The 23359-nt window shown below is 64.8% G+C and carries 27 protein-coding genes and 1 tRNA gene; 17 read left to right on the top strand and 11 right to left on the bottom strand.

Going from position 1 to position 23359, the window contains the following annotated elements:
* Positions 1 to 23 precede the first annotated feature (23 nt).
* The 5 genes from QRN63_RS17415 to QRN63_RS17395 all read right to left on the bottom strand — a co-directional run bounded on the left by QRN63_RS17415 (position 24) and on the right by QRN63_RS17395 (position 6653).
* Entirely contained in the window at positions 24 to 773 is a 750-nt protein-coding gene (locus tag QRN63_RS17415) for a maleylpyruvate isomerase family mycothiol-dependent enzyme (protein WP_285031991.1), read from the bottom strand.
* Position 774: 1 nt separating this feature from the next.
* On the bottom strand, positions 775 to 2088 hold the full coding sequence (locus tag QRN63_RS17410; RefSeq protein WP_285031989.1) for a cytochrome P450: 1314 nt from the start codon (positions 2086 to 2088) through the stop codon (positions 775 to 777).
* Positions 2089 to 2142: 54 nt separating this feature from the next.
* Positions 2143 to 3471, bottom strand: a complete 1329-nt coding sequence (locus QRN63_RS17405) for a UDP-glucose dehydrogenase family protein (protein ID WP_285031987.1) — start codon at positions 3469 to 3471, stop codon at positions 2143 to 2145.
* Positions 3472 to 3566: 95 nt separating this feature from the next.
* A complete protein-coding gene (locus tag QRN63_RS17400; RefSeq protein WP_502888155.1) occupies positions 3567 to 5117 on the bottom strand; it encodes a DUF7159 family protein in 1551 nt (516 codons plus the stop codon).
* Between the two features lie 225 nt (positions 5118 to 5342).
* Complete coding sequence (locus tag QRN63_RS17395; protein WP_285031985.1) at positions 5343 to 6653, bottom strand: ammonium transporter; 1311 nt, start codon at positions 6651 to 6653, stop codon at positions 5343 to 5345.
* A 166-nt stretch (positions 6654 to 6819) separates the two neighbouring features.
* Between QRN63_RS17395 and QRN63_RS17390 the strand changes: the two genes are divergently transcribed.
* Positions 6820 to 7665, top strand: a complete 846-nt coding sequence (locus tag QRN63_RS17390; protein WP_285031984.1) for a superoxide dismutase family protein — start codon at positions 6820 to 6822, stop codon at positions 7663 to 7665.
* A gap of 224 nt (positions 7666 to 7889) precedes the next feature.
* Here QRN63_RS17390 and dcd read toward each other — a convergent pair whose 3' ends face one another.
* Positions 7890 to 8468, bottom strand: coding sequence for a dCTP deaminase (dcd, locus tag QRN63_RS17385; protein ID WP_267315980.1), 579 nt, complete (start codon positions 8466 to 8468; stop codon positions 7890 to 7892).
* 45 nt (positions 8469 to 8513) lie between these two features.
* Between dcd and QRN63_RS17380 the strand changes: the two genes are divergently transcribed.
* A tRNA-Gly gene (locus tag QRN63_RS17380) sits at positions 8514 to 8587 on the top strand.
* Between the two features lie 68 nt (positions 8588 to 8655).
* Here QRN63_RS17380 and QRN63_RS17375 read toward each other — a convergent pair.
* Positions 8656 to 9843: a tyrosine-type recombinase/integrase gene (locus QRN63_RS17375; RefSeq protein ID WP_285031982.1), complete on the bottom strand. Its 1188-nt coding sequence runs from the start codon at positions 9841 to 9843 to the stop codon at positions 8656 to 8658.
* The gene (locus QRN63_RS17370; RefSeq protein WP_285031981.1) at positions 9836 to 10399 is read right to left on the bottom strand and encodes a helix-turn-helix domain-containing protein; all 564 of its coding nucleotides are present in this window, start codon (positions 10397 to 10399) and stop codon (positions 9836 to 9838) included. The genes QRN63_RS17375 and QRN63_RS17370 overlap by 8 nt, the downstream gene beginning before the upstream one ends.
* Positions 10400 to 10506: 107 nt before the next feature.
* Here QRN63_RS17370 and QRN63_RS17365 point away from each other — a divergent pair, with 107 nt between their 5' ends.
* The 14 genes from QRN63_RS17365 to QRN63_RS17305 all read left to right on the top strand — a co-directional run bounded on the left by QRN63_RS17365 (position 10507) and on the right by QRN63_RS17305 (position 21588).
* The gene (locus QRN63_RS17365; protein ID WP_285031979.1) at positions 10507 to 10674 is read left to right on the top strand and encodes a hypothetical protein; all 168 of its coding nucleotides are present in this window, start codon (positions 10507 to 10509) and stop codon (positions 10672 to 10674) included.
* 156 nt (positions 10675 to 10830) lie between these two features.
* The gene (locus QRN63_RS17360) at positions 10831 to 11079 is read left to right on the top strand and encodes a hypothetical protein (RefSeq protein WP_285031978.1); all 249 of its coding nucleotides are present in this window, start codon (positions 10831 to 10833) and stop codon (positions 11077 to 11079) included.
* Complete coding sequence (locus QRN63_RS17355) at positions 11076 to 11432, top strand: hypothetical protein (protein WP_285031976.1); 357 nt, start codon at positions 11076 to 11078, stop codon at positions 11430 to 11432. The genes QRN63_RS17360 and QRN63_RS17355 overlap by 4 nt, the downstream gene beginning before the upstream one ends.
* On the top strand, positions 11429 to 11668 hold the full coding sequence (locus tag QRN63_RS17350; protein ID WP_285031975.1) for a hypothetical protein: 240 nt from the start codon (positions 11429 to 11431) through the stop codon (positions 11666 to 11668). Before QRN63_RS17355 ends, QRN63_RS17350 begins: the two co-directional genes overlap by 4 nt.
* The gene (locus QRN63_RS29670) at positions 11665 to 11823 is read left to right on the top strand and encodes a DUF6011 domain-containing protein (protein WP_350224455.1); all 159 of its coding nucleotides are present in this window, start codon (positions 11665 to 11667) and stop codon (positions 11821 to 11823) included. The genes QRN63_RS17350 and QRN63_RS29670 overlap by 4 nt, the downstream gene beginning before the upstream one ends.
* Entirely contained in the window at positions 11816 to 12130 is a 315-nt protein-coding gene (locus tag QRN63_RS17345) for a DUF2742 domain-containing protein (RefSeq protein ID WP_285031974.1), read from the top strand. Before QRN63_RS29670 ends, QRN63_RS17345 begins: the two co-directional genes overlap by 8 nt.
* Positions 12127 to 13899: a hypothetical protein gene (locus QRN63_RS17340; protein ID WP_285031972.1), complete on the top strand. Its 1773-nt coding sequence runs from the start codon at positions 12127 to 12129 to the stop codon at positions 13897 to 13899. Before QRN63_RS17345 ends, QRN63_RS17340 begins: the two co-directional genes overlap by 4 nt.
* Positions 13900 to 14259: a hypothetical protein gene (locus QRN63_RS17335; RefSeq protein ID WP_285031971.1), complete on the top strand. Its 360-nt coding sequence runs from the start codon at positions 13900 to 13902 to the stop codon at positions 14257 to 14259.
* A 405-nt stretch (positions 14260 to 14664) separates the two neighbouring features.
* The gene (locus QRN63_RS17330) at positions 14665 to 15501 is read left to right on the top strand and encodes a hypothetical protein (RefSeq protein ID WP_285031969.1); all 837 of its coding nucleotides are present in this window, start codon (positions 14665 to 14667) and stop codon (positions 15499 to 15501) included.
* Positions 15494 to 15682, top strand: coding sequence for a hypothetical protein (locus tag QRN63_RS17325; RefSeq protein WP_285031967.1), 189 nt, complete (start codon positions 15494 to 15496; stop codon positions 15680 to 15682). The genes QRN63_RS17330 and QRN63_RS17325 overlap by 8 nt, the downstream gene beginning before the upstream one ends.
* A 406-nt stretch (positions 15683 to 16088) precedes the next feature.
* Positions 16089 to 19433, top strand: a complete 3345-nt coding sequence (locus QRN63_RS17320) for a hypothetical protein (RefSeq protein WP_285031965.1) — start codon at positions 16089 to 16091, stop codon at positions 19431 to 19433.
* 106 nt (positions 19434 to 19539) lie between these two features.
* The gene (locus QRN63_RS17315) at positions 19540 to 19857 is read left to right on the top strand and encodes a hypothetical protein (protein WP_285031963.1); all 318 of its coding nucleotides are present in this window, start codon (positions 19540 to 19542) and stop codon (positions 19855 to 19857) included.
* A gap of 771 nt (positions 19858 to 20628) precedes the next feature.
* Positions 20629 to 21075: a Panacea domain-containing protein gene (locus tag QRN63_RS17310; RefSeq protein ID WP_285031961.1), complete on the top strand. Its 447-nt coding sequence runs from the start codon at positions 20629 to 20631 to the stop codon at positions 21073 to 21075.
* 6 nt (positions 21076 to 21081) lie between these two features.
* Complete coding sequence (locus QRN63_RS17305) at positions 21082 to 21588, top strand: hypothetical protein (RefSeq protein WP_285031960.1); 507 nt, start codon at positions 21082 to 21084, stop codon at positions 21586 to 21588.
* Here QRN63_RS17305 and QRN63_RS17300 read toward each other — a convergent pair.
* The gene (locus QRN63_RS17300) at positions 21585 to 21728 is read right to left on the bottom strand and encodes a hypothetical protein (RefSeq protein WP_285031958.1); all 144 of its coding nucleotides are present in this window, start codon (positions 21726 to 21728) and stop codon (positions 21585 to 21587) included. The two genes, QRN63_RS17305 and QRN63_RS17300, sit on opposite strands and share 4 nt — an antisense overlap.
* Before the next feature lie 55 nt (positions 21729 to 21783).
* Here QRN63_RS17300 and QRN63_RS17295 point away from each other — a divergent pair, with 55 nt between their 5' ends.
* Positions 21784 to 22086, top strand: coding sequence for a hypothetical protein (locus QRN63_RS17295; protein ID WP_285031956.1), 303 nt, complete (start codon positions 21784 to 21786; stop codon positions 22084 to 22086).
* Here QRN63_RS17295 and QRN63_RS17290 read toward each other — a convergent pair.
* Positions 22083 to 22259: a helix-turn-helix domain-containing protein gene (locus QRN63_RS17290; RefSeq protein WP_285031954.1), complete on the bottom strand. Its 177-nt coding sequence runs from the start codon at positions 22257 to 22259 to the stop codon at positions 22083 to 22085. The genes QRN63_RS17295 and QRN63_RS17290 overlap by 4 nt on opposite strands.
* A gap of 492 nt (positions 22260 to 22751) precedes the next feature.
* Positions 22752 to 23303, bottom strand: a complete 552-nt coding sequence (locus QRN63_RS17285) for a DUF732 domain-containing protein (RefSeq protein WP_285031953.1) — start codon at positions 23301 to 23303, stop codon at positions 22752 to 22754.
* Positions 23304 to 23359 lie beyond the last annotated feature (56 nt).

Genomic DNA, 23359 nt, shown 5'->3' with positions numbered 1-23359 from the left:
CCTGCGAACCTACCCTGACGGGCTCAGAAAGCCGAGTGATCGACCCAGCGCTGCCACACGGCCGCGTCGCCGATCAACTCCAGGCCGGCCTCCTCGACCGTCTGCCGGCGGCTGACCGCCAGCAGCAGCCCGGTCGCCGGACCCCGCACTGCCGCATCACCTTTGGCGTGCTCGTGCGACCAGCCGAGGCCGTCCTCGTCGTTGACCACCAGCCACTCACCGGTGGGGCCCAGCGCGGATTCCGCGGCGTGCAGGTGCAGCGACCGCCCGCGCTCCAGCGGCGGATCGGCAGCCGGGGCCATCATCGCCACGCGCTCCAGCGTCTCGGTCACGCCGTCGGCGGCCAGCTCGGGATCGAGTACGAACGGAAGGCCCAGCGCCAGAAGGGCATCGGCGCGGTGCACAGTCTGCTCGTGGAGTCGGCGCCGGATCCACCACCCGGCGGGCTTCGGCCCGATGAAAGTCCACACCTTCGCATCCGAGCCGACGTGTTCGACCGCGTCGATCAGGGCCTGCGCGCCGCCGTTGAGCCAGTCGATGGCGCCGTCGAGGTCCTCCGGCGGTTTTCCATCGCGCACCTCGCGGGGATCGAGCGCCTCCTTCCGGTGTTCGGCGACGATCTGGGCGCACCAGCGGTTACCGCGGCCGACGTGCTTCAACAGGTGTTTGAGGGTCCAGCCCGGACAGGTCGGTACCGGGGTGTCGAGATCGGCGGTGCGGATGATGTCGCCGAAAGCGGCGGTTTCCTCGATCAGGGCTGTGCGAAAGGCCATTTCACGACGGTACCGCTGCGCGCGCCTGCCCGAGTGCGATCGGCAATGCCGCCCAGCCGCGGAGCACGCGAGTGTCGCGCCGGGTGCCGGGACCCGCGAGTTGCGCGTCGGGGAACCGCTCGAAGAACGTCCGCAGGCCCACTTCCCCTTCGGACCGGGCCAGCGCCGCACCGAGGCAGAAGTGCCGTCCGCCGGAGAACGAATGGTGCTTGCCCGCGTTGGCGCGCGTGACGTCGAAGCGGTGTGGATCGGGGAAGACGGCTGGGTCACGGTTGGCCCCGGCCAGGTAGATGACGACGGGCTCGCCGGCCAGTACGTGGTACCCCGCGATGTCGACGTCGACCTTGGCGATGCGGGCCGACAGCTGGACCGGCGAATCGAGCCGCAGAATCTCTTCGACCGCAGTGGGCCAGAGGTCGGGCTGCGCCAGCAGCAAGGCCAGTTGGTCGGGATGCTGCAACAACATTCGGATGCCGTTGCCCAGCAGATTCACTGTGGTCTCGAATCCGGCCGCCAGCACGAGGCCGGCGGTGGCGCGCAGTTCTTCGTCGTTGAGCCGGGCACCCCCGTCGCTGGCGGCGATCAGCTGGCTCATCAGGTTGTCGCCCGGGTTGGCCCGGAGCTCGCGGATGTGGCCGCTCAGCCAGGTGTTGAAGCCGTCCAACCCGTCTTCGACGCTGAGGTACTGCTGCCAGCTCAGCCCGATGTCCAGGCTGGGTGCGGCGAGTTCACCGAATTCGAGGATGTGCGACCGGTCGTGCTCGGGCACGCCGAGGATATCCGCGATCACCGTGACGGGCAGCTGCGAGCAGTAGCTCTGCACGACATCGACGGTATCCCCGGCCGTCAGGTCATCGATGAGCCCCGTCGCAGCCTGCTGAACGCGTTCCCGCAACGCCGCGACGGCACGCGTCGTGAACACCGCCGAGACGGTCTTGCGATAGCGAGTGTGCTGTTCCCCGTCGACCGACAGCAGCGACGGCGGCAGCAGGGGATGCAACCGGCCCTTGACGGTGGTCTTGCCTTCCAGCCAGCCGAGCGCGCCGGGCAGCGTCCCGCCGATCTGCGTGACGGTGAAGTCCTCGGAACGCAGAATCTGGTGCACCAGAGCGTGATCCGCGGTGATCCACGCTGCCCTGCCCCGGTACATCCGGCCCCGGCTGCGCAGTTCGTCGGCGAACGCGCCCGGGTCGGCCCGCACCGATGGGTCGGCGATGAGCCGGCCCTGCAGGTCTCCGTGCCGCGCGCCGTAGGCGGCGAGCTTGCGGATTACGGCATGCAGTGCGAACCAGTTGAGACGTTGCCTGAGCGTCATGAAACCGAGCTTAAGCAGGCCCCGCGCCGCCGGGCTACATACTGCAGTCGGAAATCAGGCGGTCAGATTGCGGCCCAGCGCGTGCACCCGCCAGCCCGCAGCCTGCCACTTCGCGACGTCGAGGCAATTGCGGCCATCGACAATCACTTTCACGCGGACGGTGGCCGCCAGCCGTTCCGGATCCAGGTCCAGGAACTCCTGCCATTCGGTCAGGACCAGCACGGCGTCGGCACGGTCGCAGGCCTCGATGACGGAGGTCGAGTAGTTCAGCGTCGGGAAGACCCGGCGCGAGTTGTCCATGGCCTTGGGGTCGTAGACGTTGACCGCGGCGCCGTTGAGCTGCAGCATGCCGGCCACATTCAGAGCGGGCGAGTCACGTACGTCGTCGGACTCGGGCTTGAACGCCGCACCCAGCACCGCGATGTTGGCGCCCAGCAGGGTGCCGCCGCACGCCTTGGTGGTCAGCTCGACCATGCGGGTACGGCGGCGCATGTTGATGCTGTCCACTTCACGCAGGAAGGTCAGCGCCGGGTCGGCGCCGAGTTCACCGGCCCGGGCCATGAATGCCCGGATGTCCTTGGGCAGGCAGCCACCGCCGAAACCCAAGCCCGCGTTGAGGAATCGCCGGCCGATGCGGGGGTCGTGGCCCAGTGCGTCGGCCAGTACGGTGACGTCGGCGTTGGTGGCTTCGCACACTTCGGCGATGGCGTTGATGAAAGAAATCTTGGTGGCCAGAAAGGCGTTCGCGGACACCTTGACCAACTCCGCGGTCTGCAGGTCGGTCAGCAGGAACGGGACACCGCGCTCCAGGATTCGCGCGTACAGCTCCCGGATCGCCGCTTCGGCGCGCTGCGAACCCGCTTGCACGCCAAGGACGATGCGGTCGGGGTGCAGGGTGTCCTTGACGGCGAACCCTTCGCGGAGAAACTCCGGGTTCCATGCCACCTCGACGTCGATGCCTGCCGGCGCCAGCTCACGCGCCCGGGCCCCGAGTTCGGCGGCGGTGCCCACCGGAACAGTGGACTTGCCGACGATCACCGCGGACCGGCGCAGGCGCGGGACCAGGGTGTCGATGACGGACTGCACGTGCCGCAGGTCGGCGGCGTACTCCCCCTTCTTCTGCGGGGTGCCGACGCCGAGAAAGTGCACGTCGCCGAACTCGGCGGCCGCGTCATAGTCGGTGGTGAAGTGCAGCCGCCCGGCTTCGATGTTGTCGCGCAACATCTTCCGCAGCCCGGGCTCGTAGAACGGGATGTCACCGGCCGCCAGCTTCGCGATCTTGCCGGGGTCGATGTCGATGCCGAGGACCTCATGGCCGAGCTCCGCCATGCCGGCGGCATGCGTCGCCCCGAGGTAGCCGGTACCGAACACGGTGCATCTCATACTGCCTTGATAGGCAGCCGCAATGAGCGCATCGCTACGCGACACTGAGCGTCAGGCCAACGGCAGATGACAAACAGCCGCCGGCCTGACAGGCGTCAGTTGTTCTTCTGGCAGAAGATCAGGAAGCAGGTCTGCTTGGGCTGCTTCTGCTTCCCACCGTTGTCGCCCGGGTACTGCGGGTACTGGTTCCCGGGGTAGCCATTGCCCGGGTACTGGTTTCCGGGGTAGCCGTTACCGGGGTAGTTGCCCGGGTAGCCGTCGTCATCGTGGCCGCGGCCGCCGCGACTCGGGTAATCCGGGTAGTTATCGCTCGGCACCCATTGGGGCTGTCGCTGACGCGGGGCCCACGGGTTCCAGGCGGGCGGCTGCGGGCCGGGGATCGCGATGACCGGCGGCGGCAGCACCACCGGAGCCGGAGCGGGAACCGCCGCGGGCGGGGGTTCGACGGGCGCGGCCGGCACGTCGGGCATCGACACCGGGACGGGTGCCGGAGCCGGCGCGGGGGCTTCCGGTGCGGGCGCGGGGACGTGCACCTGCGGCGCGGATTCCTTGACCACATGGGGCGCTTCGACCTGCTGCGGCGCGGGAGCCTGCACTTCGGGAGCCGGTGCCGGGACCGCCGCGGCGGGCGCGGGCGGCGGCACTGCTGCCGGCGGGGCCACCGGTGCGACGACCGGGGCGCTGGGCACGATCGCGGCCTGCGCGGGGGCGGGCCGTTGATCGACCGTCGGCCGGATGCTCACGGCAAGCGAAATAGCAAGGGCCACAACGCCGACGACGAAGATCGAGGTGAGCGCACTACCGACGAGCAGGAAGGGTTTGCGACCTTGATCGGCGACCACCGGGGCGTCGCCCAGCTCGTCGAAACCGAACTCGTCGGCCGTCAGCAGCGGGGCCGCCAGCGGCGCCGCGAGTGGAGCGGCGGCAACGGCGCCACCCGGCGCGGCCGAGTAGGCCAGGCCGGCGGTGGCAGCGTCGAACATCGGTGCGCTGGCCGAGGCGAGGGCGGCCCCGCGGGCCAGCGCCAGGTCGGCGTCGCCCGGGGCGCTCACCGGGATGTCGAGCAGTTCGGCCAGGTGTGCCCGCACCGCGGTGACGTCGACGCCGGAGCCGACGACGAACATGCCCTGCGGCGACGTCTCGGCAGTGGCGACGGCGGCAGCCATGTCGCCGAGGACGGCCATGGCGTCGGTGCTGTGCAGACTGCGGCTCAGCACCTTGGAGATCGACCCGTCGGAATCGACCACGGACATGGTCGCGGTGTCGCGGTCGACGAACAGCAGACCGGTGCTCGAGTAGCCGACCGCCTGGCCCGCGGCCTGTGCCAGCGAACCCGCGGCGTGCAGCTCGGAGACCATCATGACGTCCTTGACGCCGGCGGCGTCCAACGCGTCGCGCAACTGCGCGGCGGCGTCGTGGTCGCTCCAGGCGACGCCCACCGATTTCAGGTGGTGGCCGCCTTCCTCGGCGCTCTCCCGGGTGCCCAGGATCGCGCTGACAACCTGCTCGACCGGCGTTGCTGAGCTGTCGCCCGCCGGCGTATCGAAAATATCGTGGTCGACGATCTCGCCGTCGGCCTTTTCACCCTCAACCAGCGCCATACGCACCGTCGTTGGCGTCATAGACACGCCCAAAACGATGTCCACTGACCCTCCAATAGTGTTCGCTACGCTATCTAGGCCGACACCGAGGATCCCCCTGCCGCGCAGGCCACAACCAGATACTTCATCGTGGCGCACCGTGGAGTCGTTACCGATTTCCTACAGCTCACCGAGCCTGATGAAGTTCTTGCCGCGGCGCTGGCTGACAGAGTCCCGCCAATGCCGGTGGTTCAACCCTACCCGCGTTCGGCGTAGATGACCTAAGCAGTTTCAGGCGTCCTCGGCGTCCGGACGGGGCTGCTTCAACAGGTCGGTCAGTGAGGTGGAACCCGACGGCCGGCGGTGACCCAGGTGGCCGTGGACGCCCTCGGCATAGGCGGTTTCGGCGTGCTGGGTGAAGTCGACGCCCGCGGTTTCGTCCTCGGCGCTGACCCGGAAACCCATCACCCTGTCGATGATCTTGCCGAGCACGAACGTGGCGGTGAAGGCGTACGCCGCGACGACGGCCATGGCCAGCAGCTGCTTGCCCAGCTGGGCGAAACCGCCGCCGTAGAAGAGGCCGCGGGCGCCGCCGGTCATGACGTCGGTCGCCAGCAGGCCGATCAGCACGACGCCGACGACACCGCCGACGAAGTGCACGCCGACGACGTCGAGCGAGTCGTCGTAGTTGAGCTTGAACTTCAGGCCGACCGCGAACGAACAGACGACGCCGGCCAGCAGCCCGACGATCAGCGCGCCGAGGGTGTTGACCGTGCCGCACGACGGCGTGATCGCGACCAGGCCCGCGACGACGCCGGACGCCGCGCCGAACGTCGTCGGCTTACCGTCCCTGATTTGTTCGACAGTCAGCCAGCCCAGCATGCCGAGACAGCCGGCGACCAGGGTGTTCAGGAAGATCGCGGCGGCCGTGCCGTTGGCCGCGAGCGCCGAGCCGGCATTGAAACCGAACCAGCCGAACCACAGCAAACCCACACCGAGCAGAACGAAGGGGAGGTTGTGCGGGCGCATGGCGTCCTGCTTGAAGCCGATGCGCGGTCCCAACACGATGGCGAGCGCGAGGGCCGAGGCGCCCGACGCGATCTCGACGACCAGACCGCCCGCGTAGTCCAGTGCGCCCAGCTTGGCGAGCCAGCCGTCCGGACCCCAGACCCAGTGCGCGATGACGCTGTAGACGACGATCGCCCAGATCGGCACGAAGACCATCCAGGCCGAGAACTTGGCGCGGTCGGCGATGGCGCCGCTGATCAGGGCCGCGGTGATGATGGCGAACGTCAGCTGGAACGTGGCGAAGAGCAACTCGGGGACGGTGCCGTGCGTCGTGCTGGGAGTGATGCCGAGCATGCCGAGGTGCTCGAGGTTTCCGAGGAAGCCGTCGCCGTCCGAGAAGGCCAGCGTGTATCCGAGCACCAGCCACGCCACCGTGACAAGCGGGATCGAGATGAAGCTCATCATGATCATGTTGAGCACACCGGTCGTGCGGACCATGCCGCCGTAGAAGATGGCCAGGCCCGGGGTCATCAGCAGGACCAGGGCGGTGCTGGCGAGCAGCCAGGCGGTGGCGGCGGGATCGATGCCTTGCACGTGGGACTCCTTCGACAATCTTGACGAGGATGTATCGGCGGGGTTTCCGGCTTGCGGCGACTGCGTTTCCGACGTGTTACACCAGCCTCACATGGGGCTTCGGGTGTTGGTTCCCCGTGAAACAAGCGGCGGTTAGACGCTGGTGGTTCGGGGTATCAGGAGGTGCATGTTGAATCGCGCAACTGCAGCTGCCGCCCTGCTCACCGCACCGGTCTTTGTGCTGGCTGCCTGCAATTCCAACCAGAACGGGTCGAAGCCCTCGACTTCTACGCCGCCGACAACCTGGACCCAGTCCAATCCGTCGGCGCTGAACGTCGTCCTCAAGACGTCCGACGGCAGGCCCGTCGCCAACGCCTCGATCGACTTCACCGACGGCTACGCCACCGTGACCGTGGAGACCACCGGCGGCGGCATCCTCGCCCCGGGTAGCCACGGCATGCACATCCACTCCGTGGGTAAGTGCGAGGGCGACTTCACGTCGGCCGGCGGTCATCTGCAGGTCGCCGGGCACACCGGGCATCCGGCAAGCGGAGACCTGACGCCGTTGAACGTCCGCGGCGACGGCACCGGCAAGGTCGTGGCCACCACGGATGCGTTCACCGAGGCCGGCTTGAAGGGCCCGGAAGGCAGCGCCCTGATCATCCATCAGGGACCGGACAACTTCGCCAACATCCCGCCGCGGTACACCCACAACGGGACGCCCGGCCCGGACGCCGAGACCCTGGCCACCGGTGATGCCGGTGGGCGCGTGGCCTGCGCGGTTCTGGCGCCGGCTGGTGCCTCTTCTTCTCCGTCTCCGTCGACTTCTACGTCGACTGCGACGGTCACCGAGACGACGGGTGTGCCGGTGGCGCCGCCTGCTACGGCCTCGAGTCCGGCTTCGACTACTCCGTCGACTTCCAGTACCCCGTCGACGAGCACCACGACAACTACTTCGACGACGGTGCCGACGACGACCACCACGATCCCCACCAGCCCGGTCGGGCCGATGAACCCGATGCCGGGTGGCTGACGCTGGGTCTTCCGTTGACCCTGTAATGCGGGCGCAGAAGTGCGAGTGGCCAGCGCCCTGGTTACAGGATCAACGCCGGCAGGCAGCCCGTATGCGTTGACCCTGCGTCTGCGGCGAGAAATGCCCAGTAACGAGCGCCCTAAAGCACGGTCTCAGTGGCCAGGCTGCGTTGACTGCGAATCCAGGCAGTCCGCTACCCGCAAAAGTTCTGCGTCAGTTCGCAGTCAGCGGGGCTGAGGCTTGACGAAGTTCAGGTACGACCGCGAGGGTGTCGGCCCGCGCTGACCCTGGTACTTGGAGCCGACCTTGTCGCTGCCGTAGGGGTGCTCTGCCGGGCTGGTGAGGCGGAGCAGGCAGAGCTGACCGATCTTCATGCCCGGCCACAGCGTGATCGGCAGGTTCGCGACGTTCGACAGCTCCAGCGTGATGTGTCCCGAGAAGCCCGGGTCGATGAAGCCCGCGGTGGAGTGCGTCAGCAGACCCAAGCGGCCCAGTGACGATTTGCCTTCCAGCCGCCCCGCCAGATCGTCTGGGAGCGTGCAGGTTTCGAGCGTCGAGCCCAGCACGAACTCGCCGGGATGGAGGACGAAGGGTTCGCCTTCGGCGGGTTCGACCAGGGTGGTCAGCTCGTCCTGCTGCTGCGCTGGGTCGATGTGCGTGTAGCGGGTGTTGTTGAAGACCCGGAACAGGCTGTCCAGCCGGACGTCGACGCTGGAGGGCTGCACCATCGAGTCATCGAACGGGTCGATGCCGAGACGTCCAGCAGCGATTTCGGCCCGGAGATCGCGGTCAGAGAGGAGCACGTGGGGAGCCTATCGGGCTGGGTTGATATCCTGCAGCGGCACCATGCCGATGTAGTTCAATGGCAGAACATCAGCTTCCCAAGCTGAATACGCGGGTTCGATTCCCGTCATCGGCTCCACGCCTACCAGCATTGATGCTGTTCGAAAGTGTTCGAATCGACCCCTCAGGGTCACACAGGGTCACAACTCACTTGGAACTCTTGTTCGGACGGTCCAAAACGTCGCCTGCGGACTTCAGTGCATCCGCCTGGCTGTGTGCGTACACACGCAGCGTCAGCGTCGGGTCTGAGTGCCCGATCCACGCCGCGATCACCGCGACCGGTACCCCGTCCAGGTGCATCAGCGTGGCCGCGGTGTGCCTGGCGCCGTGCAGCTTGATGTGCCGCACGCCGGCGGCCTTCACCGCCTCGGCCCAGTAGCGCGACAGGACGGCCGGGTTGTACGGCTCCCCCGCCTCGTTGCACACGACGTAGTCACCGGCGCCGTAGTGCTCGCCGATCGCCAGGCGCTCGGCCGTCTGACGTTTCTTCGCGGCGCGCAGCACTTTGGTCAGCCGCTCGGGCAAGGGCAGCTCGCGTCGGGACGCCACCGACTTAGGGTCGTTCTCGACGGTTACACCGCCGGCAGACACCCGATTGTTGACGATCGCCAGAGTCCTGGCCGTCAGGTCAATATCTGACCAACGCAGGCCCGCGATCTCGCCACGGCGCAGGCCATACAGCGCGAGCTCCCAGGCGTGTCCGAGCCGGGTTGTGCCGAAGTGCTTCCGGAGCCTGCCGACTTCCGCCGCGGTGAACGTGTCGACGTCCTTGTGGGCGGCCGAGACTCGGGCCACGTTGGCTGCCACGTTGCTGGTGACGATCTTCTGCGTGAGCGCGTCGGCGAGCACCTGGTCGATGCTGCTGATCGTCTTGTTGACCGCGATCGGTGACCACGGTCGCCGGGTCCGGCCCTTGGTGGTCTTGGTGCCGCCGGCAAGGAGGTCGGTTACCAGCTTGTCTATGTGCGTTTTGGTGAGCTTCTGCACCGGCAGTTTGCCGTGCCGCTCACGCAACGGCGCGAGGTCGTATTCCAGCTTCGACAGCGAAGATTCACGCAGATTGTGCCGTCCCGCAACATAGTTCGCACAAAGTTCCTCGACAGTCAACTTCGATGGTGACACGTAGGTTCCGGTCGCTGCCTTGTTCTGCAGCTCCGCGAGCACCTTGCGGGCTTCGGACTCCGTTCGGCAATGCCGCTTCGCCTGCTGACGAATACCCGTCTCCGGATGCGCGCCAACATCGACCTTAACCCGGTACCGCACAACGGATTTCCCGGTCGACCGGTCGAGAACCTCAACCTTCTTGATCTGCGGCGGAAGCTGTTGCCTAGCCATCATCGCTGTCCTGTTGGTATCGCTGGATATCAGTTTCGATCATCGTCAACTGATCTGTCAGCACCGTTGCAGCTACCTTGCTTTCAGCGCTGCCGTCCAGGCGGGCGATGATTTCCAGCAACAACTTCTTGCGCGCATCCAGTTCGTCAACCAGCCGCGCGGTTCGCAGCGCAGCGAGGTTCTTCCGGTAGTCATAAAAGTTCGCCCCGGGAGCGGGAGGCGCGTGATCGTACAGGCCTGAAATCCACTGGGCAGCAACAAATTGTGAAGTTTCAACACCCGGCAGGAGCGCAACATTCTTGCCGTACGGCCCGGGACATAGCAGCCCGACTGGCGCAGTGTTCAGGGCCATCGCAAGCACCAGGAGCTCCGCCACAGTGATGTCACGCTCGCCTGATTCGAGTTTGGTGATCGCGACACGATGAACTGGAACCTGGAGCTCACGAGTCCTTGCCGAGAGCTGCACCGCACTGAGGCCAGACCTTTTGCGAGCGTCCTCAAGCGCCTTGCCGATGCGTTTCCGCCAGCCATCCACATCTGAGTCACTGTCGGACATAGCGACATTCTGACATAGATCTTGTTGCGTCTCTCGACATCAGTGCTAGTGTCTCACTTACCGACAGAATATTCGTAAATCTGTCGCGATCCACGACAGGAGGCAAGGTGAACGATTACAAGGCCGTGGGGCTCAAGCTCGGCGGTATCAGCCGATCGCTGGTGTTCGAGCTCTGGGCGTCAGGCGCGCTCGCGTCAGTGAAGATCGGGCGGCGTCGGTTCAGCACTGACAAGCAAATCGACGAGTACGTGGCCCGCCTCGAAGGCGCTGCCTGACATGCGCGAGTGGCCGCAGTTTGAAGACCTCGGCCTTGATCCCGACGCGGACAAAACCGAGGACCTGCGCCCCAACGTAAATGCCCCCGGTCGGTGCTGGAACACCGCCGAGGGCGAACAGAACGACCCAACCGCTAAGTAAGGAGTGCTGCACCCATGACTGTACCGACAACTGCCACCGCACCGGAAGCCCCGCCGCTCGACGTCGCTCTGCTGCTCGACCGGGCCACGAACCTCGCCGAGCTTGCTCACGGCGACCTGTGCGAAGTCGCGAACGCACTCGATGACGCGACACCGCTATGGGCGCACGTGGACCTTGTTGCCGCACAAGCCAACCTGCGTCATGCAATCAAGAAGATCGACTCCGCCGTGGAGCGGATTCACGACACGGCGGTGACGCCATGACCTTCAACCCGCACGTCCTCTGGTGCGACCACCGCGACATCGAAGAGCACCTTCACGGCGAGGACATGGCGTGCTGCTACGCCGGGGTGGGCAAGGAAGTGCCCGTGGTCCCCGGCCTCGGCTACAAAAAGGCGCAGATGTGGGTTTACGCGACCAGGGCTGCGCACCCCAACGCTCTCCATTCGGACGTCATACCCGGGCGGTCAGCGTTCGACGGCATCCAGCTGCTCATTGAGAGGTACACCGGAACCGAGTGGGAGCAGGACGAACAGCAGTTGACATCGGCCGACGCGCGGTCGCTTGCCGCTGCCCTGATTCGGGCCGCTGACATCGAACAGGGGCTGACCCGATGAGCGCCGGCGCACAAACGTTGGTGGCCGCCGCCGAGCGCATCATGCTCTCCGACTACCGCGTGGAACTCGGCGAGCTCATCGGCCGATGCGACCCCGAGGGCGGAGACGACGGCCTGTTCGAACTGACCGTCGGAGAACTCCTGGCCATGATTGCGATCCTCCGTCCAGTCGTCGCGCGGGTCGAGGCCCAGAGAAAGGCCGCACCCCAAGCCCATGGACTAAGGCTCGTCAGGTGACCGCTGACCCAACGGAGACCCGCGCCGATCGTGGCGCGGGTTCTCCGCTCGAAACACGCACTGCCATAAGGTGTTCCGTCTGCCGCCGCTGGCTTGTCGATCCTGTCAGTATCGCGGCAGGTGCTGGACCGACCTGCCGGGGTGACGATGGATAGCCGGCAGGTGGCGTGGTTCGAGGTCTACACCTACGCCGCGCTGATCGCGAACAGCCTCGGCGCGGGACTCAACCATCTGCCGCTGCCCGGAACTCCACAGTGGTGCGGCCTACCCGATGACGATGCCCGCAAGCTCATGGCCCTTGTTCTCGGCGGTGTCCGAGAAGCGTTGGCCAACGAGACGACTCAGGAACAACTTGCCGATTCGGCAAAGTCCATTGCCGATGCGGTCGACTGCACTGCGCTGGCCAACCGCATCACCCAAGGCCGCGCCGCGGCCTACGTACCTCGAGAGAAGGCATCTTGACCGACGACGAATTCTTCTCAGCCACCAATGAACTCAGGACCATCTACCAGTGGGCCAGGGCCCGGTATGCCGCACCGTGGGCAGTATTCTTCGCGGTCCTGATCCGAGTCGCCGCGAGCGTCGGCCCGCACGTACGGCTCCCCGGAGTCATCGGCGGCCAGGCATCAATCAACCTGCTGGTCGCCTTCGTGTCCTTCTCTGGCGGCGGTAAGGGGATCAGTGACAAGGTGGGCCGCCTAGCTTGGCCTGCCACAATCCTCGAACTCCCTCTCGGGACAGGCGAAGGAATCGCCGAGACCTACATGTTGCGCGGCAAGGAATCCGAGGACAACGAACGCATCACCGCGGCAATCTTCAACTGCTCGGAGATCGATATCCTTACCGGCCTCGACGCCCGACAAGGATCAACGACTCTCGGGACGCTGAAGGCATTCGCAATGGGCGAGCAGTTCGGCTCCACCAACGCATCAAAAGCCAGCAGCCGCAACGTCCCCGCGCATTCCTACCGCGGCTGCGTATCCGTCGGAGCCCAACCCGGCCATACCGGCGTCATCTTCAACGACGCCAGCGGCGGCACCCCACAGAGGTTCCTCTGGGCGCCCACCACCGATCCCGACATGCCGGCAGAACACTGCGACGATCCGCCGCCGCTCGATACCCAATTGCCGCTATGGGGACCGAATTCCGAAGGAGTCGTGGAAGTCCAATACGGGCCGGTGGAGATCCGACAAACGATCATCTCGGCGCACTTGGCACGCCAACGCGGTGAAGGCGATGCTCTAGACGGTCATTGGATGCTCACCCGGTTGAAGGTCGCCGCGACCATCGCCCTTCTGCATCATCGAATCGTCGTATCCGAACACGACTGGCAGCTATCGGCTGCCGTCATGGCGAAGTCAGACAGCACCCGTGCCTGGATGCTTGAGCAAGCCCGAAAAGCTAACCGGGCCAAGGTTCGGGACCGGGCGATGACCCGCGCAGCGTTCGACGAATTCATCGAAGGCCGTCACACCGAGACAGTGCGCAGACGCATCATCAAATTGCTGACCGACGGGTCTATGCCGCACGGAGCGTTACGGCGCGCAATGGGCAAGCAGCACTACCGCGAAGCGTTCGACGCTGTCTTGCCGCACCTCGAAAAAATTAGCCAGGTGGTCATCGTCAAAGGCGACAAGGTGCCCCACTATGCGCTGAACCCAGAGTTCACGGGTGAACCGGAGTTCACCCCAGAAAATAGCAGTTCAGAAGGGGTGAACCAAGAGTTCACGGGTGAACCAGCGGCCACCGTAATCGATATGGAAACCCGCAGGTCACACGATCCGACGACGCCCAAGCTGTCGGCCACCAAATGGCTCGGACAGCACGTCACCCAACTGCGCGCCGCCGGCCACCAACAGGTTGAATCGTTTGCTGTACTCGACGCCGCTGAAGCCCAAGGGTACAAGCGCCAATCTATCGTGGCCGAGGCCTCAAAGCACCCTGAGATCAGGGTTGTCGGGCGTGGGTCCGACGGCACCATGTGGTGGATCGACCCCACGCAATCGCCGCCTGCGGAATACCGCAGCGCCGCCGAATGGATCGAGGAATACGTCTCGGCCCTCCCCGACGGGGCAGAAATCGACAAGGACGACTTCAAATCCAAGGGCACCCCGCGGTATTCATGGGAGAACCTGCGCAAGGCGATCAAGGAGCGCGCCGACATCCGCGTGACTTCCCAAGGTCCGCGCAGCACCTGGACTGTCCAGCGGGACGAGGAAGTTGGGGCATAGGTGCTCAGCATCCGACATCTCGACCTTGCCCTGTGGTGTTGCCAGTATGTGCTCAATGCCCGGCGTTCTGGCGCAACACCTGGTGTGGCGCCGTGGAATTCGGAGGTCATCCGGGCCATCGAACTCGAGCGGGCCGTGGCGCTACAACGACAGCAGGAAGCTGACTTCCCGCCACACTCAAAAGAGCTGGATACACGAACAGTCGCCGAGAAACTGGGCTGGTCACTGCGAACCGTGCAGCGTCGGGCCGCAGACCTCGACGGCCGTAAGACCCGCACCGGAGTCTGGCTTTTTCCAGCCGACACGGTTCATGAATACGCAGAAGAGCTGAGTACCAATGAAACTCACCCCAGAGATTGAGGCGCACCTAGCGTCCATGTCAGATGCGGAATGGTCAGCCCTGGGCGCACGCCTCCGCGCACCCGACACCCGAGAACAACTCCGAACCGCCGCAGCAGAAATCCTTGGCGGGGACGCTGATCGAGCCGACACCTTCGCATCCATCGCACGACTCGACGCCCTGGTTACCGACGGGAAGGTCGACACCAACAAAGTCCGCGCGGCACTGACGCAGGTCGGACTCATCACGCCAGCCGCACATGTGAACTGGGGACAGGGCAGCGGCACCGCACCAGCTCAAACGCCAGGTGCCGCAGGAAAAGCCGCGGCAGCACGACGCTTCGGCACCAACCACGAATCAGCCACCGGTGGCCCTGGCTCAGCCGGCCGAACAGCAGCCGCAGAACGATTCGGAGGTAAGTAACGATGTCCGCCATTCCCCTGATCAACGCCGCCAGGACCAACCCGGCCCTCGCCACAGCACTCGCCGCCGTTCCCGAATGGCAACGGACTGTCGACGTCCGAGAAGCCGTACAAGCCAAGATCATCAGCGCCCCTAGAACGCCGTCGCCACCGACCCCAACCAGCGGTGACCAGCTCGACGAATGGCTCGACGCAGCCATTACCGCGAACGACCAGAAGGCCCTCGCCGACCGCCGGCACGCGGCGCTGACCTCTCTGGCCGGCGAGCTCACCCACACCCTGGACGGAATCTTGTTCGTCGTCGGTGACCGCATGCTCGCCAACCTGCACGACCAACTCACCACCGTGATGACCGCCGTGGCCACTATCGCCGAGAAACTCGACGGCGCCGACAATGCGAACGCCGCCATCACCCAGCAGGTTGAAAGGCACTGGCGCGCACTGCCGGAACTCCGCGCACGCTACGACAGCATCCGAGCCGCGCAAGGCGCAATCAGCAGCTCCGTCGACCCGGACATGCACCGCAACGCAATCTCGCCGCATACGCCAGACGAGCTCGCATCAGACCTCATGCTGGCCAACGTCGACGAACTCGTGCCCGGCTGGCGCATAGCCGACACCCGATGGGTGGCAAGTGGATATCCAGAACGCCGCACCCCATGGCCCACCGAACCCATCGAACAGTTGGTGTGGCTCGCGACCTCCGACGCGCAACCGTGGGTACCTACCACCGAACAGCTCGAGCAGCTCGCCGAGAAGCGCCGAAACCGACCACCCATGAACGTCAAGCCCATCGTCGTCCACGGACGCATTGACCGAAAGGTAACCACCAATGCCTGACACCTTCGACAGCTACCAGGCCAACCACAACTCCGTGCCACCGCTCACCCGCGCAGTCCTCGACGGCATGCCCAGCCGCGCAGGAGTTACCTACGGCCCCGCAATGACCGACACCACCATCCGCGCGCTCCTCGATGCACTCGCAGCGATGGAGAACAAGATGATCGCCCACAGCTGGTAGTGCCGCATGAACTCGGTGGTGCCGGCGTCAAACCAAACGTTAGGTAACGGCAAGGGCTGTCACGAAGGCGATCCCATACGCCCAAGCAGTACCTGCGCCCCGCACCGCCGACCAGGGGATGGACCCCTCCCCGGGGCCTGCCCAACTGACCCGCCAGCCAGCCCGCTCGGATTTAGCCCGAGTCTGGGTGTTTTTCGAACCGCACGCCCAAAAATGGGCCGATTTGAGGTGATTTCGCATGTCGTGGACGCCGTTTTTGGGGGTTATTCCGTGCGGTTGGTGCGGAAAACGGGTGCTCGAGCGCGCTTCCGGCCGCAGACGTCGGTGGTGCTCGGATTCGTGCCGCATGAAGTCGTTTCGGGCCCATCGGAGGGTCAGTAATGCGTGATTTGAAAGGGATTTGCCCGTGAGTGGAATTAGCCTTCCCGTTGGCTCTCACCTCGACGAGTCGCAAGCGCGGCGCACTACCAAGCAGGCGGAAGATTACTTCTCTACCGCTGGTCGTCAGGCGGGTGATGCGTTCTCTCGCAATGTAAACGAAGGCCTAGGTCGGGTTGATACCGGCAAGGCAGCGATCAAGGCTGCCGAGTTGCAGCGGGCCTACGACAAGGCTGCTGATGCTGCCGGAAAGCTGCGGGTTGAAGAGGCCAAGCTGGCGGCGGTCAACGCCGCATCGAACTCGACTAACTCGCAGAAGATCGCCGCGGTGGAGCGCGTCGAGAAGGCCCGCCGCGCCGAGTCGCGGGCAGTGCGTGAGCTCACCAACGATCTGCGGAACCTCGAGCAGGCCAGCGGTTCACTATCGGTGATGGGGTCTGCTGCATCGACGGCTTCCACCGGCATGTCGTCCTTGGCGAAGTCGGCCGCTTCGTTCGGCGCGGTCGGGCTGGCTACGACGGCCACGGTCGGCGCCGATGCGCTGGTGAACCTCACCGGCATCGCTTTGTCGGCCGCTCAATCGTTGTGGGCGCTGCCCGCAGGGCTCGGGGCCGCTGCCGCTGGTGTCGGCACGCTGACGTTGGCTACCCACGGTTTCGCCGATGTCGTTACCTCAGTTGGGGATCCGAAGAAGTTCGCCGAAGGCATCCAGGCGCTGGCGCCGAGCGCACAGCAGGCCGCGCTGGAAATCCAAGCGATGATGCCCGAACTCAAGAAACTTCAGAGCGCCGCGCAAGAGGCCCTATTCTCCGGGTCAGCGCCAGCGTTGCGTCAGGTGTCGGACCAATACCTACCTATGGTCACTCAGCTCACGACCGGCATTTCTAAGGCCTTCGACAATGCGTGGCGGGGTATCAGCGCCGAACTGATGACGACCGGTATGCAAAGCGACATCACCCGGTTTGTCGACAACACCGTGAGCGCCTTCGACAAGCTCTCCGGGGTGACCGGCCCGCTGACCCACGCGCTCGGCGACCTGGTGGCCGTGGGCTCGGACTTCTTGCCGGGGTTGGCATCTGGGGCCACCAACGCGGCGCAAGCATTCGCAGACTTCATCAACAACGCCAAACAATCCGGGCAACTCAGCGAGTGGATTCACGAAGGCTTCGACACGGTCGAACAGCTCGGCAAGGTCATCTGGAATGCCGGCGATGCCATCATCCAACTGGCTGGCCGCGGAACCGAATATCTACCCGGACTGGCCAACGATTTCAAGCGCCTCGCCGATGATGTCGACGGCCTGGCCTCTGGGCTGTCCGTAGTGGTGAACACCATCTCGCTCATCAACAAAGGCATGAGCGGCGACCCCACGTTCTTCACCGACGTGAAGGACTACCTCACTGGCGCACAGTCTTTCACCGGGCACCGGCCTTCTCATACGGACGCCGGACCGGCGACCACGCAGGCCCCGCAGGTATTCGGCCCTGCCTACCCGAACCTGCCACGGCTCACCGGGCCGACTCCAGCCGGCACCCTTGCGCCTAACGACCTCGGAGACCTCCTTGGAGGCGCATCGTCTGCGCCTCCCGCAACCGCGGACTATAAATCTTGGTACGGGCAGAATCCCTGGCAGCCGGACCGCGCCGTGCCACCAGCACCGCCCGCCACCGGTCACGGCGGCGGCGGTACCCGCCAGCCGCTGCCCACCGTCCCATACGGCAACCAAGACCCGATGGGGTTGCTGCAGGGCAGCGCCGCGACCGCCAGCCTCTACGGCGCTGCGGGGACGGTGCTGGATAACCAGCAGAAGGTTGCGCAAGCACAGTCGGACTTGAACACGCTGGAGAAGGCGAACGTCCGTGATGAGGACGCGATCGTCGCCAAGCGCAACGAGTTGGCGCGTGCGCAGCGTGAGGAGCATGAGTCGGAGCTGCGGCTGAATGAGGCTAAGCAGCAGGCGGTTCAGAAGACGTTGAAGGGGATGCAGGCCACTCAGGGTGATTTGCAGCAGCTCGGCGTGCAGATCGACAAGGATTTCGGTATCAGCAAGGGTTTCGGTGGGATCGTCGAGAATGCGGTGAAGGCGCTCGGCAATATCCTGGCGGCTCCGTTCTTGCAGGCGTTGGGTTTCGTGGCGAAGGCCAACCCGAACGAGGGGTCCGGCCTGATCGGGATCGGTGCCGCGAACGGCTTGTTCGGGCCGCAGTACACGCCGGGGGTGATCGCGGCATCGCAGGGGCCAGGCACCACAGCAATGCTGCCGCAGTACACCCCAGAGGCGATGGGCGGCAATGTCGGTGCCGCGATTGCCCTGGCCCAGTCGGCGAACGGCGGCAAATACGGTTGGGGCGCATCCGATCTCGCTCACGGTCTCGCCGACTGCTCGGGCGCCGTGTCCGATCTGGTCGAGGTCCTACAGAAGGGCGGCGCAACCCCAGGCCGACTGTTCGACACCGAGTCATTCCCCGGTTACGCGGCATCGCACGGCTGGCAGCGCGGCACCATGGCGGGCGCCCTGAATGTTGGTGTCTCACATGGCGGACCGGGCGGCGGACACATGGCCGCAACCCTGCCGAACGGCGTGAACTTCGAATCCGGAGGCAGCCACGGCGACATCGCCTACGGCGGTCCAGCAGCCGGTGCCGGCGATAAGCAGTTCACCGAACAGTGGTACCTACCCACAATCGCTGGTCCTGTTGCACCCAGCAGCATCCCATCACCAACTAGCAGCGGCAACATACTGCCGCCACTCACGAACCCCGACACATCGGGTCTGTCATTCCCCGGTCAGCCCCTGGCCAGTGGTGGCGCCCCGTTACATCCGGGCATCGGCCCGGCGAATGCGATTCCCGGCGTGACACCACTCGGCCAGGTAACCCCGACGGTGGGCGGCGGTGTTCCATACCCGACCCAAGGCGGCAACAGCGGCAACATCCTCGGCGGAATGCCGATGGACGGCATAATGGCCGCCGCATCTGGTCTCGACATGATGTTCCCGGGTGCAGGGTCTCTGGCGAAAATCGGCACTCAGGTGATCAACCGCACCATCGGGTACGCAGCCCAGAACGCGGGCATCCTGGCGTCCGGAATCGGGGAGTTCTTCTCGGTTGGCGACAATCCGAAGGGCAGTATCGGTGCCGGCTGGGCAGGCAAGCTCGCGGGCGGAATCGCTGGTGCAGGGATGGCGCTACCCAACATCGCTGGACAGAAGGCTCCTGAGCAGAAGCAGGGCAACGGGCAGCAGGGTGGTGGAAACACCTACGGCGACACGAACATCATGGTCCAGGCGCGTGAGGGTGCGAGTGGCCAGGAGCACGGCGAGCAGGTCGCGGCCGAAACCAGCCGCATGTGGGCACCGGCAGGTCGGCAATGACCTTTTTCCCGGCGCCGGGAAAAAGGGTGTCCACGACCACGGACGACCCGAAAGGGTCGCATCTCAAATCGCACCCTTCATCAAACTAGACAGGATGTACTGAGCCATGACCACCACAAAATGCGAGCTATGCACCCTCCGAGAGCAAGGCGAGACCGACCGAGCCAACAAGACCACCGGTGTCCAGATGCAGCGGCTGATCCTGGCGGCCATCAAAAGTGGCGGGGCTGATGTATCGCGCGGTGACCTCATGGCCGAGGTCGGCAACTGTTTGGAATGTGCTCTCACCCTCATCACGCAGCTCGTTTGGTACAACGCCCAGGCGGTCTACATCATCAAGGGCGGCGACTGGGACGCGGCGCGGCAGGGCTTCGAGTTGAGCCTCATGGAAGACGAGAACGACCTGCCGCCAGATGAGGGGTAGTCTGGTCGACTTCGCCGAAAGCGGAGTTCCTGAAGGTGCTCATCATGCTTACTGTCCGGCGCTGGCTATCTCGTCAGCTTTATCTCTGGTCGTGCCGCATCCACGAGGATTGGCACGAAGTCGAACTCACGTCGTCTGATGGCGAGCGGATTCAGTTCTGCTGCTACGGCGACTTCACTGGTTCATGGCCCGAGCGGTGGGACTTCGCCTGCTCTTGCGAAGCGCCGGCATCTCACTGACGCCCGACAGTAAATCTGAATGTCAGTGCCTGGCATGCTGCCGGTCAGCGCATGCTGCACAAACTGGCCCCCGCCGTTGCGGCTCTGTTTAGGCTCTGCGAGATGCACTACATCGTCGATGGCGGGTTGACCTATGACGGCGCTCCTGAGTTCCTTGTTGACGGGACGCTGAAACTTCCAAATGGGCAAGCTCTTGCTGAGGGCACCGGATGGACGAAAGTGACTGTGCTGCCAGGTGAGCCGACGCCGGCACGGAAGGTGCTCTCGGACCGAGCAAAACTCCTCGTAGATCGACGGCGACGCTTGCGGTTTTAGACTTGGGGTCGGGCGCGCCCGGCATGCGCGAATCCGTACCCGCCACCTACCTGCGGTTTTACACGGCCAGCCGGCAGACTGTCGGCGCGTGAATTACGCCACGCCGCGCGTGAACTATGCGCATAGTGGGTAAATCTGTCGGTGGCAGCGTGTAATACTGACGTCAGAGATAGCAGCGAACGGTTGGACCCGGGCTGAAGTTAGAGGGGCAGAGGCCATGGCGAACGTTCACGATGTAGCCGCGTACATCCTCGGCAAGGCCGGGACGATGTCGACGATGAAGCTGCAAAAGCTTGTGTACTACTGCCAGGGCTGGTCGCTGGCGTGGGATGGCGAACCGATCTTCCCTGAGACGATTCGAGCCTGGGCGAATGGTCCAGTCGTCTACGAGCTTTTCGACTTGCATCGGGGCAAGTTCCGGGTCAGCTCCTGGCCTGAGGGCGACGCGAAGCGACTTACTCCAGACCAGGTCGACACTGCCGATGCCGTCCTCGACGCGTATGGGCACTTGTCCGGCCAGCAACTCATCGAGAAGACGCACCGCGAGCGCCCATGGATCGAAGCGCGAGGCGGCATTTCAGATGGCGCCTACTGCAACACCGAGATCGAGTTGGAAACGATGCAAGATTTCTTCGGAGGGCTGGCCACCGCCAACGAGGTCTAGTTAGACGTGGGCAAGCCCGGCGGTCGTCACGAGAAGAAACTGGCGAGGCAGCAGAACAACGCACGTAAGGAAATCGTCACGGCAGACACTGCCGCTGGCAAGAACCTTCCCACCGCGTCAGGCCCGCAGGCCAATGACAGCGACAGGTTCCAGTGGAATGGGTCTACCGTCGACCATGAGCACGACGGCGCATGGTCTTGGCGGCTTTCACCTAGCGAGATACAGGAACTGCTGGCGACGCTCAGTGATTTGATGCAGCTCAGTTGGGCCGAAGTGCGGGCACAGACCTACAACGGCAAAGGTGGGGCGCGGCGCGTGCTGCACAAGAGCCAGAGCGTCGGGTCACTATGCGCCGCCGCGCGGGATCGACTGGATGAGCTCCAAATCTCGACTGAGCAGATGTTCAGATTGCGACGCGGCACCAACCTCAGGATATGGGGGTATGTGCAGGGTTCCGTGCTGCACCTGCTCTGGTACGACAAGGACCACAAGGTGTGCCCCATCGACAATTAGTTCGCGGCAGTTGTCGCCAGGCGTTCATCGAGCAGTTGGTCCATCGTGGTCGTGCTGCCGACGGCGCCGAACTCTCGTAGGCCGGCGCGCACTGTGGCGAGGACTCGGAGGTCTGCGTCGATGTCGTCGATGGTTCGCATGTTGGTTTAGACGTATCTGACGGTCGTTCGGTTCCATCGAACGTATGATCGAACAGTGGGTGACTTGCCGGCGATCACCGATACCGGCCGACATCCGGCAGGTGACTTCCGCCGGGTCGACCCACCACGCAGTGTGCAGATCGATCTCGCCACCTTGTTTCCGCGCCAGCCTCACCACCGCGAGCAGTACCAACCCGGCGGGCTACAGCTGCACCTCGTGGTCAGGGGCCAGCTCACGTGCTGGGCGCGCTGCGTGAAGGGCCAGTGGTGGGGACTGGTGACGTACCCGGTTGTGTTCGGGACGCAGCAGAAGACGGTCACTCACTGGGTGCCGGCGTGGGTGCTCAAGGCGCCCTAAGTGCTCCGATGGAGCGAGGCGATGTAGCGATCCAGCTCTTCGCGCGGGAACTTGTTCTTTCCGCCCTCGAACACCGCGATCAACTTCCCGCCACGCCGAAGATCATCCACATGTCTCGGCGACGTCGACAAGTACTCAGCAGCAGCGTCACGGTCATACAAGCCACGGATCATCATCTGGCTGCTCGATCTTCCAGGCTCTCAATGAACTCCTCAATCTGGGAGTCCTTCGCGAAACGGCGAGACCCGATCATCACCGAGCCCAACTCACCAGATGCCCACAGTGCGAATACCTTCGCCCGGCTGATACCGCCAAGCTTCTCGGACGTTGTCCGCCAATCGTTCAACCAGTCACCCATGGTGCCCAATGATCTGACGAACTGATTCCATTCGCAGTGCGTCCTCTGTGGCAAAGGGTCACGTCGGGGTCACAAGGCAGGGCGATTCGCTGACACTCACCCGGACGGCGCTGCACCTATATGCCGAGGTCAGTAGACCGCAGCGACGCACGCACACCTAGCCAAACGGCCCGGACCGTATTCCCAAGCTGAATACGCGGGTTCGATTCCCGTCATCGGCTCCACCTCTGCCAGCACCGATGCCATTCTTCGGTTCGAGCGATGGCGTCAGGCTCGCCAACTGCGCCCAACCGGGCACCCAGGCCGGTCAGTGATCGGGGCCGACCACCGTGGCGCCGTTGGCCATCTGATGCACGAAGCGTGGGCAATACGACTGCGCCGCAACGACTGTGATGACGAGACCGGCCTGCTGGTCGATGCCCGAGTTGGATGCAGCCAGGTTGTGGCTGATGTCGCTGGGCTCCATCCCGGCGGCCAACGCGTCGCACACGTGATGCGCGACGGTGATCGCCGACTGCGTGTTGCCAAAACCGATGCCCTGGTGGGCGAGGGCGGCGAGGAACTGGTCGTCCGCCGGTGCCGCATTGGCGGCGCCGGCTGTGAGGACGGAAAACAAGCTGACCGCTCCTGCGGTGAGAGCGGCGCGAACGGCGGTTTTGTTGATTCGCGTGGTGATCATCTGCGGTGAGCACTTTCCGTGGATGGGGATCGGGAACTGGCTCAGCATTCGGGGACACGCTTGGCGGATCCTTGGCAGCGATCGCGCGGGGAGGGTGCGAACTCCGGGAATGCGCGTGTTCATCGCATAAAGCGCCTGCCATATCCATCGCGCGGCTTTCCCAAGAATCTGCCAAGGCAATCACCCCAACCTTGACCCCAAGATGTTCGCTGAACCAAGGACAACCATGGACTTTT

Origin of the sequence: Mycolicibacterium sp. lyk4-40-TYG-92, assembly GCF_030209435.1 — a bacterium.
Lineage (GTDB): Bacteria > Actinomycetota > Actinomycetes > Mycobacteriales > Mycobacteriaceae > Mycobacterium.
The sequence above is the reverse complement of the archived record's forward strand: the minus strand, read 5'-3'. Positions and strand labels throughout refer to the sequence as shown.

Bases quoted from the DNA above. Each gene is read 5' to 3' on its own strand.
- QRN63_RS17415 (WP_285031991.1), bottom strand. From the start codon at position 773: ATGGCCTTTCGCACAGCCCTGATCGAGGAAACCGCCGCTTTCGGCGAC.
- QRN63_RS17410 (WP_285031989.1), bottom strand. From the start codon at position 2,088: ATGACGCTCAGGCAACGTCTCAACTGGTTCGCACTGCATGCCGTAATC.
- QRN63_RS17405 (WP_285031987.1), bottom strand. From the start codon at position 3,471: ATGAGATGCACCGTGTTCGGTACCGGCTACCTCGGGGCGACGCATGCC.
- QRN63_RS17390 (WP_285031984.1), top strand. From the start codon at position 6,820: ATGTTGAATCGCGCAACTGCAGCTGCCGCCCTGCTCACCGCACCGGTC.
- QRN63_RS17375 (WP_285031982.1), bottom strand. From the start codon at position 9,843: ATGGCTAGGCAACAGCTTCCGCCGCAGATCAAGAAGGTTGAGGTTCTC.
- QRN63_RS17370 (WP_285031981.1), bottom strand. From the start codon at position 10,399: ATGTCCGACAGTGACTCAGATGTGGATGGCTGGCGGAAACGCATCGGC.
- QRN63_RS17360 (WP_285031978.1), top strand. From the start codon at position 10,831: ATGACTGTACCGACAACTGCCACCGCACCGGAAGCCCCGCCGCTCGAC.
- QRN63_RS17355 (WP_285031976.1), top strand. From the start codon at position 11,076: ATGACCTTCAACCCGCACGTCCTCTGGTGCGACCACCGCGACATCGAA.
- QRN63_RS17350 (WP_285031975.1), top strand. From the start codon at position 11,429: ATGAGCGCCGGCGCACAAACGTTGGTGGCCGCCGCCGAGCGCATCATG.
- QRN63_RS17345 (WP_285031974.1), top strand. From the start codon at position 11,816: ATGGATAGCCGGCAGGTGGCGTGGTTCGAGGTCTACACCTACGCCGCG.
- QRN63_RS17330 (WP_285031969.1), top strand. From the start codon at position 14,665: ATGTCCGCCATTCCCCTGATCAACGCCGCCAGGACCAACCCGGCCCTC.
- QRN63_RS17325 (WP_285031967.1), top strand. From the start codon at position 15,494: ATGCCTGACACCTTCGACAGCTACCAGGCCAACCACAACTCCGTGCCA.
- QRN63_RS17315 (WP_285031963.1), top strand. From the start codon at position 19,540: ATGACCACCACAAAATGCGAGCTATGCACCCTCCGAGAGCAAGGCGAG.
- QRN63_RS17310 (WP_285031961.1), top strand. From the start codon at position 20,629: ATGGCGAACGTTCACGATGTAGCCGCGTACATCCTCGGCAAGGCCGGG.
- QRN63_RS17300 (WP_285031958.1), bottom strand. From the start codon at position 21,728: ATGCGAACCATCGACGACATCGACGCAGACCTCCGAGTCCTCGCCACA.
- QRN63_RS17290 (WP_285031954.1), bottom strand. From the start codon at position 22,259: ATGATCCGTGGCTTGTATGACCGTGACGCTGCTGCTGAGTACTTGTCG.